This window comes from Flavobacterium sp. XGLA_31 (assembly GCF_051547105.1).
Taxonomy (GTDB): domain Bacteria; phylum Bacteroidota; class Bacteroidia; order Flavobacteriales; family Flavobacteriaceae; genus Flavobacterium.
Genome location: NZ_JBPTTM010000007.1, coordinates 95,314 through 109,214, shown reverse-complemented (window position 1 = coordinate 109,214; position 13,901 = coordinate 95,314). Strand labels below are relative to the sequence as shown.

9 protein-coding genes are annotated in these 13,901 nt (G+C 44.0%); 3 read left to right on the top strand and 6 right to left on the bottom strand.

The window, feature by feature from the left end; all coding sequences use genetic code 11:
- Nucleotides 1-67: 67 nt before the first annotated feature.
- Complete coding sequence (gene gcvP, locus ACSVH6_RS11955; protein ID WP_438078791.1) at nucleotides 68-2,911, bottom strand: aminomethyl-transferring glycine dehydrogenase; 2,844 nt, start codon at nucleotides 2,909-2,911, stop codon at nucleotides 68-70.
- A gap of 153 nt (nucleotides 2,912-3,064) precedes the next feature.
- On the opposite strand from gcvP, the gene ACSVH6_RS11950 reads away from it, so the two are divergent.
- Both ACSVH6_RS11950 and ACSVH6_RS11945 read left to right on the top strand, forming a co-directional pair.
- On the top strand, nucleotides 3,065-3,886 hold the full coding sequence (locus ACSVH6_RS11950) for a hypothetical protein (protein WP_438078789.1): 822 nt from the start codon (nucleotides 3,065-3,067) through the stop codon (nucleotides 3,884-3,886).
- Between the two features lie 255 nt (nucleotides 3,887-4,141).
- A complete protein-coding gene (locus tag ACSVH6_RS11945) occupies nucleotides 4,142-8,119 on the top strand; it encodes a GEVED domain-containing protein (protein WP_438078787.1) in 3,978 nt (1,325 codons plus the stop codon).
- Between the two features lie 393 nt (nucleotides 8,120-8,512).
- On the opposite strand, the gene ACSVH6_RS11940 is transcribed toward ACSVH6_RS11945, so the two are convergent.
- The 5 genes from ACSVH6_RS11940 to ACSVH6_RS11920 form a co-directional block, all read right to left on the bottom strand.
- The gene (locus ACSVH6_RS11940; protein WP_438078785.1) at nucleotides 8,513-10,537 is read right to left on the bottom strand and encodes a M3 family metallopeptidase; all 2,025 of its coding nucleotides are present in this window, start codon (nucleotides 10,535-10,537) and stop codon (nucleotides 8,513-8,515) included.
- A gap of 29 nt (nucleotides 10,538-10,566) precedes the next feature.
- Nucleotides 10,567-10,944, bottom strand: coding sequence for an endonuclease domain-containing protein (locus ACSVH6_RS11935; RefSeq protein WP_438078783.1), 378 nt, complete (start codon nucleotides 10,942-10,944; stop codon nucleotides 10,567-10,569).
- Between the two features lie 57 nt (nucleotides 10,945-11,001).
- On the bottom strand, nucleotides 11,002-11,487 hold the full coding sequence (gene purE, locus ACSVH6_RS11930) for a 5-(carboxyamino)imidazole ribonucleotide mutase (protein WP_438078781.1): 486 nt from the start codon (nucleotides 11,485-11,487) through the stop codon (nucleotides 11,002-11,004).
- A gap of 4 nt (nucleotides 11,488-11,491) precedes the next feature.
- Nucleotides 11,492-12,649: a 5-(carboxyamino)imidazole ribonucleotide synthase gene (locus tag ACSVH6_RS11925; protein ID WP_438078779.1), complete on the bottom strand. Its 1,158-nt coding sequence runs from the start codon at nucleotides 12,647-12,649 to the stop codon at nucleotides 11,492-11,494.
- 82 nt (nucleotides 12,650-12,731) lie between these two features.
- Entirely contained in the window at nucleotides 12,732-13,268 is a 537-nt protein-coding gene (locus tag ACSVH6_RS11920; RefSeq protein ID WP_438078777.1) for a hypothetical protein, read from the bottom strand.
- Nucleotides 13,269-13,366: 98 nt separating this feature from the next.
- On the opposite strand from ACSVH6_RS11920, the gene hpt reads away from it, so the two are divergent.
- Nucleotides 13,367-13,897 carry a hypoxanthine phosphoribosyltransferase gene (hpt, locus tag ACSVH6_RS11915; protein ID WP_438078775.1) on the top strand — a complete coding sequence of 177 codons (531 nt, stop codon included), beginning with the start codon at nucleotides 13,367-13,369 and terminating at the stop codon, nucleotides 13,895-13,897.
- The last annotated feature ends 4 nt before the right edge of the window (nucleotides 13,898-13,901 follow it).

Here is a 13,901-nt window from a genome sequence, read left to right as displayed (position 1 = left end):
TAGGGTGCGGAAATAAAAAAAGGTTTCAAGTTGCCCTGAAACCTTTTTGTTTTTATTGGTTTGACGCTTACATATACGCCTCAATCGGTGCACAAGAGCACACTAAGTTTCGGTCGCCATAGGCTTCATCTACACGGCGTACGCTTGGCCAGAATTTGTTTTCGGCTATGTACTCCAGCGGGAAGGCTGCCTGCTCTCGGGTGTATGGGAACTCCCAAGTATCGGCGGTAATCATCGCTAAGGTATGCGGCGCGTTTCGTAAAATGTTATTGGCGTCGTCTTTGGTTGACGCTTCAATTTCTTTGCGAATGGCAATCATGGCGTCGCAGAAACGGTCTAATTCTGCCAGGTCTTCTGACTCGGTAGGCTCTACCATTAAGGTGCCCGCTACCGGGAAGGATACTGTTGGCGCATGGAAACCGTAATCCATTAAACGTTTGGCCATATCGGTTACTTTGATACCTTTTTCTTCAAAGGCACGGCAATCTAAAATCATTTCGTGTGCGGCACGTCCCATTTCTCCTGAATACAAGATAGGGTAGTGTTGCTCTAAACGCGCTTTCATATAGTTGGCGTTTAAGATGGCGTATTGGGTGGCGCTTTTTAATCCTTCGGCACCCAACATGGTGATGTAGCCGTAAGAGATTAAACAAACCAAAGCCGAGCCGTAAGGGGCAGATGAGATTGCCGTAATGGCTTGGTCACCACCCACCGGAAGCACCGGATTGGTTGGTAAGAACGGCACTAATTTTTCGTTAACACAAATAGGACCTACACCCGGGCCTCCACCTCCGTGAGGAATGGCAAAGGTTTTGTGTAAGTTAAGGTGACACACGTCAGCCCCGATAGTCGCCGGATTGGTCAACCCTACCTGAGCGTTCATGTTGGCTCCATCCATATATACCAAACCACCATTGTCGTGAATGATTTGGGTGATTTCACAAATGGCGCTTTCAAATACACCGTGGGTAGACGGATAGGTTACCATCAAACAAGACAGGTCGTCTTTGTGTTCGATAGCTTTGGCTCTCAAATCTTCCACGTCAATATTTCCGTTCTCCATGGTTTTGGTCACAATGATGTGCATGCCTGCCATAGCGGCTGAAGCCGGATTGGTTCCATGAGCCGAAGCGGGAATCAAACACACATTTCGGTGTTGGTCTCCACGTGATTGGTGGTAGGCACGAATAGCCATCAAACCGGCGTATTCGCCTTGTGCTCCGGAGTTCGGTTGTAACGTTGTACCGGCAAAACCGGTGATTACGTTCAATTGTTGTTCTAATTTTTTAAGCATGATTTGGTAACCCTCAGCTTGCGCAATAGGAGCAAAAGGGTGGATGCTGTTCCAGTTGGCCATAGACAGCGGCAGCATTTCGGCGGCAGCGTTTAGCTTCATGGTACAAGATCCCAATGAAATCATGGAGTGGTTTAAGGATAAATCCTTACGCTCTAATTTTTTGATGTAACGCATCAACTGCGATTCCGAATGGTGGTTGTTGAATACCTCATGTGGTAAAAACGCTGAGGTTCTTACCAAAGCGGCAGGAATGTTGGCGTTGCTGTTTACACTGCTTACCGTGAAGGCTTCTTTACCTACTGCTTCAGCAAAGATGGCAATGATTTGATTGACATCGGCCAACGATGTGGTTTCGTTTAACGAGATGGCAATGGTCTCAGCATCTATGTAAAAGAAGTTTACTTCGTGTTTTTCGGCAATCGCTTTTACTTTGTTGGCGTCTGCTTTTACCGACAGCGTATCAAAGAAGGCAGTATTGGTTTGGTAAACACCTAATTTATTTAAGGCATCAGCCAGGGTAACGGCTGAAGCGTGTACTTTGTTGGCAATATAACGCAAGCCTTTTGGTCCGTGGTATACGGCATACATCCCGGCCATAACGGCTAAGAGTACTTGAGCCGTACAGATATTGGAAGTGGCTTTTTCACGTTTGATGTGTTGCTCGCGGGTTCCCAAGGCCATACGCAAGGCACGTTTTCCGTTGGCATCAATAGACACCCCGATGATTCTGCCCGGCATAGAACGTTTATATTCTTCTTTGGTTGCGAAGTAAGCTGCGTGTGGTCCGCCGTATCCCATTGGGATTCCGAAACGTTGGGTGGTACCTACCACCACTGATGCACCCATTTCTCCCGGAGGGGTTAGGGTCGCTAAGGATAAAATATCGGCTGCCACGGCTACTTTAATTTCGTTTTCCTGGGCTTTGGCGATGAAGGCGCTGTAGTCGTTCACCTGACCGTATTTGCCCGGGTATTGTAAAATAGCCCCGAAGAAATCGCTTGAGAAATCAAAGGTTTCGTGGTTGCCCACAACTAATTCCACTCCGATAGGTGTAGAACGCGTTTGCAATACGGATAAGGTTTGCGGTAATATTTCTTCAGAAACGAAGAATTTACGGGTGTTGTTTTTCTTTTGGTCGCGGGTACGCACATCAAATAATAATGCCATGGCTTCGGCAGCAGCCGTTCCTTCATCCAGTAAAGACGCGTTGGCGATTTCCATTCCGGTTAACTCAATCACCATGGTTTGGAAATTCAAAATGGCCTCCAAACGTCCTTGTGCAATCTCGGCTTGGTAAGGCGTATAGGCGGTGTACCAGCCCGGGTTTTCAAATATGTTGCGTTGGATTACGGCAGGAACAATGGTAGGGTGGTAGCCTAAACCAATATAGGATTTGAATACTTTGTTCTTTTGGCCTAATTCCTGAATGTGTGTCAAATACTCATACTCGGTCATGGGAGCCTCTAAGTTCAGGTCGTTCTTAAGGCGAATGTCGTCCGGTATAGTTTCGTAAATCAATTGGTCAAAATTTTCGACTCCGATGGTTTTGAACATGTGGTTTAGGTCGCTCTCACGTGGACCTATGTGGCGTAATGCAAATGCGTCTGTTCTCATTAAATTCTAAGTTCTTAAGATATGAAGTGTGTTGTTTTTTAACGCCAACAAAAGTAACTATTAAAGTCTAAATTTTAGGTTAAAATGATTTCGATTTTCAGGTTTTTTTAAACCAAAAAGAGCACTTATTAACAGATTGCTTAATTTTGTAAGATGAGCTTCTTAAAACGCCTTCTTGATTTTTATATCAACAGCAGTCTGCACGTGGCTTTGTCGGTGTATGCTTTGGTTCGGATGACGGGCTATTTGTTTCAATTGGAAGCCATCACTGCTCCGGCTTTCTTTGCTTTTTTCGGAACGGTAGTCGGGTATAATTTTGTGAAATACGATGCTTTGGCACGAACCCACAAACTGCAGATGCGAACTGGTTTGAAAGCCATTGCGGTGTTGAGTTTCTTCGCCTTCCTGGCCACCGGATATTTCTTTTTTCAGTTGGAGCGCACGACCCGAATTATAGCCGTGTGTTTTTTGCTGCTGACTTTGTTGTACACGCTTCCTTTTTTCCCCAACCGACGAAACGCACGCAACTGGGCAGGGGTTAAGATTTATATCGTAGCGCTGTGTTGGGTTGGTGTGACTTTGTTTTTGCCGGTCATCAATGCCGGTATCGAATGGACGAAGGATGTGTATGTAGTGGCCGTACAACGTTTTATTCTAATCTTTGTGTTGATACTCGTCTTTGAGATTATTGACTTGCTGCAGGATGATCCTCATTTAAAAACCGTGCCCCAACAAATAGGAGTGACATGGACTAAGATAGTAGGGTGCATGCTGTTAGCCGTTTTTGTACTACTCGAATTAGCAATGACTTCTGTTGCTTATCCAACCTTGCTTTTAAAATCGGGCGTTGCCCTCACTACCGGGCTCTTTTTGGTTTTTGCTCACAAAAGAAGGACTTCCTATTATTCTTCCTTTTGGGCAGAAAGCATTCCCATTTTGTGGTGGGGTTTGCTGTTTGTTTTGACCAAGTTGTGAATAAAGAGTAGCTTTTAGTGCTATAACCCTGTTGAAATGGTATCGTTTGATTCCCTTGGGTTCGTTTTTGGGTTGTTGTACAGCGTTAATTTTTTATCAAATTCTTAATGCAATTAACAATTTTAACAACGAAGGCGTAATAAATTTATCATAAAAAACTTGAAAACCGAACCGCTAAAGTTAAAGGAGTTTTAATGGTTTCCATTGTTTTTTTTAAGTATTAATTTTCGCCTTATTAACCTAAATCTATAACGAATGAAAAAATCTACTTTTTCAGGGTGTACCCGTATGCATGCCTTTTCGGCATCGGGTTATTACCTCTGTTTTTTGGTCCTTTCCCTCTTTTTGTTTGGACAGTCCACTTACGGACAAACCCTGTTAATCAACCCTGCTGCTGAAGGCGGGTTTGAAAACGGAACTTCTTTTGCAGCCAATGGTTGGACTGCTGTAAATGCCAATACGAATACTTGGAATGTAGGTACTGTACCGGGCTGGTTTTCAGGCAATGGAGGCGCCTATGTGTCAAACGATTCAGGAGCAACCTGGGCGTTTACGAATAGTGTGGTAAACACGTCTTCTTTTTACAGAGATGTAACTTTTCCGGCCGGAGCAGGTTCTGTTGTCTTAAGTTTCGATTGGAGAGCCAATGGGAATGACGGGAACTGGGACAATCTTTTGGTTTACGTTATGGACACAGCTGTGACACCCACAACGGCAGGTCCTGTTAATACCGCTACAACCACAACCGGTTGGACTGGGTATACTAACGGAACTACGGGGTACTTCCTTTTGCAAAGAAACGGAACGACAGCCCCTACCACTACCACTAATGTGAGCTACACCTTGAGTGCTGCTCAGTTAGCTTATGTATCAGGAGCGACCAAACGTTTGGTTTTTGTATGGAAAAATGACGGTTCAGGCGGAACCAATCCACCGGCTGCGATTGATAACATTTCTTTGGTAGCCTATACTTGTCAAACTCCAACGGCTTTGACTGCCTCAGCATTGACTTCCGGTTCTGCTACCATTAACTGGACTGCTCCGGCCTCTGTACCTGCTAATGGGTATGAGTATGAAGTGAGAACCAGCGGAACTGCCGGAAGTGGAGCGACAGGTCTTGTGACAAGCGGCAATACAACTGCCACTTCTTTGAATGTAACCACACTTACGGCCAATACTACTTATACGTATTACGTAAGGTCAAAATGTGGTGTGGCCGATTTCAGTTCATGGACTTCCGCAACCTTTTTCACCGGATATTGTATTCCGTCGTCTACTTCGAATGCCACGTATATCAATAACTTCTCGACGACCAATGGCAGTACTAATATTTCGAATTTAGCTTCAGGCTATGCCTTAAACGGGTACCAAGATAATTACAACACGGCTTCGGTAAGTCAGTATCCTACAGGAATCATCAACTTTGCTTCGGATATCGTAGGAGGTTCAGTAGGAACCTGTATTTGGGTAGACTGGAATAACGATTTGGTTTTTGACAATACTACCGAAAGAGTGTTTGCCACAACTTCTTATGGTTACAACCAAACGGGAAGCTTTAGTATTCCTGCAGGAACCGCTTTGGGGAATTACAGAATGAGAATCAGAATTGATTATAACAATTCAACTCCGGATGCCTGTTCCAATGCCAATACAAGAACAGAAGCCGAAGATTATAAATTAACAGTGATTGCTCCGCCTGCTTGTTTGCCTCCGACAGGGTTGACTGCTGCGGCTGCCACAGCATTTACGGCTACACTAAACTGGACGGCTTCGATAACAACTCCAAGCAATGGATACGATTATTATGTTTCTCCGGTAAATACCGCTCCGACAGCAGGAACTGCACCAACCAATAGTGTTGGAGCTGGCGTACTGACGGCCTCTGTAAATGGTTTGAATGCTTCAACCACTTACTATGTTTGGATTCGAAGCAATTGTGGTTCGGGCACTACCAGTGTGTGGACTTCTGTTCCGGTTTCGTTTGTTACGCCATGTAACCCGCCGGTTATTACCGGAACGACTACAGGTTCGGCTTGTGGCGAAGGTTCTTTGGCTTTGACAGCAACTCCTAGTGCCGGTTTCATCAGATGGTATGATGCTGCCACCGGGGGAACAGAAATTGGTTCCGGAAACCTTTTGATGACACCGGTGTTACACACCACTACGTCGTATTGGGCAGAAGCTGCTCAAGCCGGAAGTGTTCAGTCTACCGGTAAAACAGCCCCGGGAACGGACGCAACAGGCAGTTCGACGACCAACTACGGTATTGTATTCAATGCCGCAACCCCTATTGATTTACAAAGTATTTCCGTGTTTTCAACGACAGCGGGAACGATTAATATTAAAGTGACCAATTCGGCTCTGACTGAATTGTACGCCACCGGAAACGTTGCCGTGGCAGCGGGCGGAAGTACAACTCCCAATGTGATTCCGTTGAATTTTTCGCTGCCTGCCGGCACCGGATACCGTATTTTGATAAAAGCTTCCTCAGGCATTAGTTTGTTGCGCGACAGTACAGTTGCTTTCCCTTACAATGGGACTGATGGTAACGTAGCGGTAACCGCCTCTGAATGGGGAGGAACTACGACCAGCTACTATTACTATTTTTATGATTTAAAATACAAATCGGTTTGTGTTTCTCCGAGAACTGAGGTGGTGGCTACTGTGACTACTCCTCCGGCATTTGCTTTGAGTACCACCGCTACCACACCTATCTGTAACGGACAGACTACGGCTCCGGTGACCATTGCTACCGGTTCGGCAGATTATGATACGTTTGTTTGGTCAAGCAATAATGGTTTGTCAGGGAATGAAGTAACCGGATGGTCATTCAATCCGAGTGAGACTATCCAATATACTTTGACCGCTCAAGCCTCAGGAGCCGATTGTATCACCCATGCTACCGTAACGGTTGCGGTGAATGCCAATCCTACCGTAGCGGTTTCGGCATCCAACAATACCATTTGCAGTGGAGGTTCGGCTACTTTGACGGCCACTTCTCAAATTTTGGTACCGGGTACTGTGACTATCGGAACAGGAACGACTCTTACTTCGGCTACGACACAGCCGACAGCATTTTGTAATCGTTGGGCTCAATATTGGAATCAAACCATTTTTACTGCTGCTGAGTTGACGGCTGCCGGTTTGAAACCGGGAAAAATTACTTCCATTACGTATAACATCACCACGTTAGGATCGGGAACCAATGTGACCGCTTTCAGAGTAAGTATCGGAACTACTACGAATACCACGTTGACTGCTTTTGAAACGGCAGGATTGACTCAGGTATATGGTCCGGCTACTTATACTCATGCCGTGGGAGCCAATACCATTACTTTTGATACCCCTTATGTTTGGGACGGTGTTTCCAATATTGTTTTAGACATTCGTCAAAATGGGGTTGATAGTACGAACAACGCCATTACATATTATACGGCTACTACCGGAAATACTACTATCTCCGCTGTTACCAGCACCGCTATGACTACCAGCAGCGTTCAAAATTTAGTAACTGTTGGTACTGTAACTCCGACAACCTCTACGCAGCGTTTGAATGTGGTTTTTGGCGGACAGGTGGCAGAAACCAATACGGCTTCATTTACTTGGACACCGGCTACTTTTAGCGGTAACCCGATTGTGGTATCACCCGCGTCAGCGGCTACTTATACTGTCAGAGGAACTAACAATGCTACCGGGTGTTACAGTGAAGCGACGGTTAATGTGGGGGTAACTTCTACACCGGCACCTACCGGAGATGCCATACAAACATTTGCGGTATTTAATGCTGCTGAGGCTACCGTTGCTAATTTGGTCGCTACAGGTACCAATGTAGTTTGGTATGCTTCTTCCTCAGATGCCTTAGCCGGAGTAAATGCTTTGGCACCAACAACCGAATTGGTAAACGGAGCGGTTTATTATGCGATGCAAACCGTTGACGGTTGTCGCAGTATTTCCCCTTTGGAAGTTACCGTGACCGTTACGTTGGGAACTGATAATTTTGATTTGAGCGGATTGAAATACTATCCGAATCCGGTAAACAATGTGTTGAATATAGAATTTGCCGGAGGGATTACTACGGTAGAAGTTTACAATACAATCGGACAAAAAATAACCTCACAGAACGTTAATGCCATGACCACAACTATCGATATGAGTAAGTTGGCCAACGGCACCTATTTTGTGAAAGTAGCTTCAGAACACGCTGCTAAAACAATTCAAGTGATTAAAAACTAATTGCGCTGTTTTACAATGAAAAAGGCCGCCATTCTTTGGCGGCCTTTTTACTTTTAGGGAACTGCCGGTTTCGTCAACCTAAAGCAATTCTGTCCATTTCTTTTTCCTTTTGGGCAGAACGTATTTCTGTCTTTGTTCCTGTCTAAGTAAGGATTGAAAGTTGCCACCAATATTGGTGGAGAAAAAAAAGATGCACTACTATTTTTTTGTTTTTCAATACTGGTGGAGAAAAAAATAATGCAGCATTATGATGTTAAACATCGTGCATTATTATCTTAATCATGCACTGTTATTTTTTTGTCCACCATGCTTGATAGTATCGGGAGGCTTTTATGGTTTGCATGATACTCATAAAAAAAACCGAAGCGGACTGCGCTTCGGTTTTTATTGTTTTTATAGTAACCCTGCTCTTTTTAACAGGGCTTCCGGTTGTGGTTCCTGTCCGCGGAAACGCTTGTAGAGTTCCATCGGCAGTTCAGTACCGCCTTTGGAAAGTACGTTTTCTTTGAATTTAGTGGCGACTTCCTTGTTGAAAATGCCCTTCTCCTGGAAATACGCAAAAGCATCGGCATCGAGTACTTCGGCCCATTTGTAGCTGTAGTAGCCCGAGGAATAGCCTCCCTGGAAAATGTGTGAGAACGAAACGCTCATGCAATTTTCGGCTACGTCAGGGTATAACGCCGTGTCGTCCATGGCGGCTTTCTCAAAGGTTTTAATGTCTTTGATATGATGCGGTTTGGCATGATACGCCATGTCCAAGAGTCCGAAACTCAACTGGCGCAGCGTGGCCATGCCTTCTAAAAAGCTTGCACTTTCTTTGATTTTGTCTACATACTGTTGTGGTATGATTTCCCCGGTTTCATAATGTTTGGCAAACAAGGCCAAGGCTTCCGGTTCGTAACACCAGTTTTCCATAATCTGACTCGGCAATTCCACAAAATCCCAATATACTGAGGTTCCCGATAAACTCGGGTAGGTGGTGTTGGCCAACATGCCGTGCAGGGCGTGTCCGAATTCGTGGAATAAGGTCGTGACTTCGTTAAATGTCAGTAACGAAGGTTTGGTTTCAGTAGGAGGGGTGAAGTTGCACACGATGGATACGTGAGGTCTTTCATTCTTTCCGTTTTTGATGTATTGCGGTTTGAACGAAGTCATCCAGGCGCCGTTGCGTTTGCCTTTTCTCGGGAAGAAGTCGGAGTAGAAGATGGCAACCAACTGTCCTTCAAAATCCAATACTTCAAAAGTTTGTACATCCGGGTGGTATTTGTCAATATCGAATACTTCTTTGAAGGTAATACCAAATAATTTCTCGGCTACGGTAAAAGCACCATGCAATACGTTTTCTAATTTAAAATAAGGTTTCAGTATTTCATCGTCCAGATTGAACAGTTTCTGTTTCAGTTTTTCCGAATAGTAGGCACCGTCCCATTTTTCCAGTGTTTCCGGTCCGCCCAGTTCTTGGGCAAAAGCGGTGAGTTGGGCAAATTCTTTTTGGGCAGCCGGTTTGGCTTTGGTCAGTAAATCATTTAAGAACGATTGTACTTTCTCCGGAGTTTGTGCCATACGCTCTTCCAATACAAAATGGGAGTGCGATGGATATCCCAATAGCTGAGCTCTTTCGTGGCGCAGTTTTACTATGTTTTTAACGTTTTCCTGATTGTCGTACTCGTTTTCCTGAAAGGCTTTTTTACCCGCCGCGATGGCCATTTCTTTTCGCAACTCCCGGTTGTCAACATAGGTCACAAAAGGTAGGTAGCTTGGGAAATCCAAGGTAAACAGCCAGCCGTCCAGGTTATCGGATTTGGCTAAGGAGCGTGCCATTTCTTTAGCACCTTCGGGTAGTCCCTGCAAATCGGCTTCGTGGGCAATGTGCAGTTTGTACTTGTTGGTTTCCGCCAATACATTTTCGCCAAAGGTCAGTTTGAGTTTGGCCAAATCGGTATCAATCTCACGCAAACGGGCTTTTTTATCCTCGGGAAGCAAGGCTCCGTTACGGGTAAAACTTTTGTATTTTTTGTCTAATAAAGTGGCTTGTTCGGGAGTCAAATGTAAGCTGTCTTTTTGGTCGTGAACGGCTTTGACTCTTTTGAACAACTCTTCATTCAACGCAACGTCGTTGACGAAAGCGGTGAGTAAAGGCGAAACGGCCTGAGCAATCTTTTGCATTTCGTCACAGGTTTCTGCCGAATTCAAATTAAAGAACACAGACGATAAGCGGTCCAATGCTTCTCCTGAAAAGTCAAGCGCTTCAATGGTGTTGACAAAAGTCGGTGCTTCCGGATTGTTGACAATGGCATCAATTTCGGCACGGGCAGCTTGGATATTGGCCTCAAATGCCGGTTGGTAATCCTCTATTTTAATTTGGCTGAAAGGTGCCGTATTGTGTTTTGTAGTGAATGTTGAAGTTAAGATTTTCATGAGTTATGCAATGTCCCCTTGAGGGGACTTTAGGGGTGTATTTTTAGTTGATAATTTTTTAATGTTTGTTCCAAAGTTAATAAAACACTAAACATATTTTGTTTGATATCGGCATCGGTAAATCTTAAAAAAGTTACACCCTCTTTTTCTAATTCACCTTGGCGCATTGCATCATATTCATATTTAAATTGATGACTTTCTCCATCAATCTCAATTGCCAGCATCAATTCATGGCAATAAAAATCAACTATATAATTTAGTAGTGGAACTTGTCGGTGAAACTGAAATCCGTAACCTTTATTTTTAATGTTTTTCCAAAGCAGGACTTCAGATAATGTAGAATTGCTGCGGAGTTGTCGGGCATATTCTTTTAAATGTGGACTATATGGAATGATTTTGTTTCTCATTATAAATAAGATTGACACCCCTAAAGTCCCCTCAAGGGGACAATTATTTTTGAGTGTTTATTTCTTCATTTCACTCGATGATTTGTTCACCGCTTCTTTGAGACCTTCTTTGTAAAAAATGATTTTGTCGAGTACCATTTTGTCATGGCTTCCGATGATTTGAGCGGCCAGTATGCCGGCATTTTTGGCTCCGTTCAAAGCTACAGTAGCTACAGGAACCCCGCCCGGCATTTGCAAAATAGACAGGACAGAATCCCAACCGTCAATAGAATTACTCGATTTTACGGGAACGCCAATCACCGGTAACGGACTCATAGACGCCACCATACCCGGCAAATGGGCAGCACCGCCTGCGCCGGCTATAATCACCGAAATACCGCGATGGTGGGCATTTTTACTGAAATCAAATAATTTTTCAGGGGTTCGATGTGCCGAAACAATGTCAACTTCCGTTTCGATATCAAAACTTTTCAGGATGTCGATGGCTTCCTGCATAACCGGCAGGTCGCTTTTGCTTCCCATGATGATGGCTACTTTGCTCATAGTTTTATTTTGTGCTGATTACTCTAATACTGTTCTTCACTTCTTCGGCGATTCTTCGGGCTTCGCTCATGTCTTCATTGACAATGGTCACGTGTCCCATTTTGCGGAAGGGTCGGGTTTCTCTTTTGCCGTAGATGTGGGGCGTTACCCCGTCAATGGCCATAATCTTTTCGATATTCTCATACACAACCGGTCCTGAAAACCCTTCTTCGCCTACCAAATTTACCATAATTCCGGCGACTTTGCTTCCGGTATTTCCCAGCGGCAAATCCAGAATGGCACGCAAATGGTTCTCAAACTGCGACGTATAACTAGCTTCAATGCTGTAATGTCCCGAATTGTGAGGACGTGGAGCCACTTCATTAATCAAAATCCCTTCGTCGTGGGTTTGAAACATTTCCACCGCCAGTAAACCCACATGATTGTAGGCTTTGGATACTTTTAAGGCTTTTTCAGTGGCTTTTTTAGCGATGTGGTAGTCAATTCGGGCCGGACAAATCACGTACTCCACCTGGTTGGCTTCGGGATGAAATTCCATTTCCACCACGGGATAGGCTTTTACTTCTCCCGAAACAGAACGCGCGACAATAACGGCCAATTCGTTCTTGAACGGTACCATTTGCTCGGCAATGCATTCCACATTGGGTAAATTTTCGATGTCAGCCATCGAACGAACAATCTTTACGCCATTGCCATCATACCCAAATCGGGCACATTTCCATACAAAAGGCAGGGCAATCATGTTGTTCTCCATCTCGGTTCTCAAATCGGTCAGTGTGGCAAAGCGTTTGAAAGCGGCGGTCGGAATTTGATTCTCAACATAAAAGTCTTTTTGAACTCCTTTGTTCTGAATGAGGCGCAGGGTTTTGGGTGACGGATAGACTTTGAGTCCTTCGGCTTCGAGTTGTTCCAAAGCCTCCAGATTGACATTTTCAATTTCAATAGTTAACAGGTTCACTTTCTTGCCAAAATCGTAAACGGTATCAAAATCCATCAGATCCCCAATGAAAAATTTAGTGGCACCATACTGGCAAGGGGCATCCATACTCGGGTCAAACACGTAGGTTTGGATGTCAAATTTTCGGGTTTCGGCCAAAAGCATTTTGCCTAATTGCCCGCCACCGAGTATCCCCAGTTTAAAATCGGAAGAGAAATAATTCATTCGTTGTAGTTGTTGTAGTTGTTGTGGCAAAGATACAGATTTCAAATTCCAATTCCGAAGCTTCCGGACAAATCCTAAAAAGCTATGCGTTTATTTTACGCAAGACTTCTTTGGCAGCGGCTTTGTAACCGGCAGATTGCGCGTGGAAGTCTTTGTTGATGATGTTGTTGAGTTCTTCTTTGAGCCAGTCTTCTTTTTGGGCATAGTGACATAAAGTATGCATCGCATAGGCTTTTGGGGCGACCTTGGCATCGCCAATCAGCCAGTCTAAACACACCTCAATCAGTTGTTCTTTCTGGCGGTCGTTGAGTGTTATCTTCTTGGAAACGCTCAGAAAGTAGACGGTTCTCGACATGCCCCGAATGGCTGATTCGTGTTTGTACTTAGGTATGGTTTCCATGATACGATCAAGATAAGGAACCAACATTTCAGTATGATCTTCTACCAGCAATTCAATAATCCAAATGGCTTTATGGTGATTTTTGTTAGACAAATCAGTAGCTATTGCTGCCAATTCACTCATGTATTCCCGATTTTTGATTACAAAAAAACGGATGGCATTGCGACTAAGAGTGCTGGCATTGCTTTTGGCTATAAGGTCGTGGAAAAACGTATTCATTTCGTAAATATATCAAATTTGCAAAAAAGTCTCATTCGGTAGTACTTAATACTTTAGACTTCTTTAAATTTGCACCTTATTTTAAATTCAAAATCACTATGATACATCTTCACGATAAAACGTTCGAGCCATTTATTTCTTCAGAGGAAATTGATTTTGCCATCCAAAATATGGCCAAGCAAATGGATGATGATTTTTTTGAAGAAGTGCCCGTTTTTGTGGGGGTTTTGAATGGGTCTTTTATGGTGTTGTCGGATTTGATGAAAAAATACCGCGGCATGTGTGAAGTGAATTTTGTAAAAATGGCTTCTTACGAAGGGACACAGTCAACAAACCAAGTAAGACAGTTGATTGGTTTAGAACAGAATCTGGAAGGCAGAACCGTAGTCATTGTAGAAGACATCGTTGATACCGGGAATACCATCGAAGAACTGAAAGCTATTTTTAAAGAAAAAAAGGTGAAGCATTTAAAGATTGCTACCTTGTTTTTCAAACCGGAAGCCTATAAAAAAGACATTAAAATAGATTACGTAGGGATCAGAATTCCGAATAAATTCATTGTAGGCTATGGATTAGACTATGATGGTTTAGGCAGAAACTTACCCGATATTTATCAACTAGCGGAATAACTCA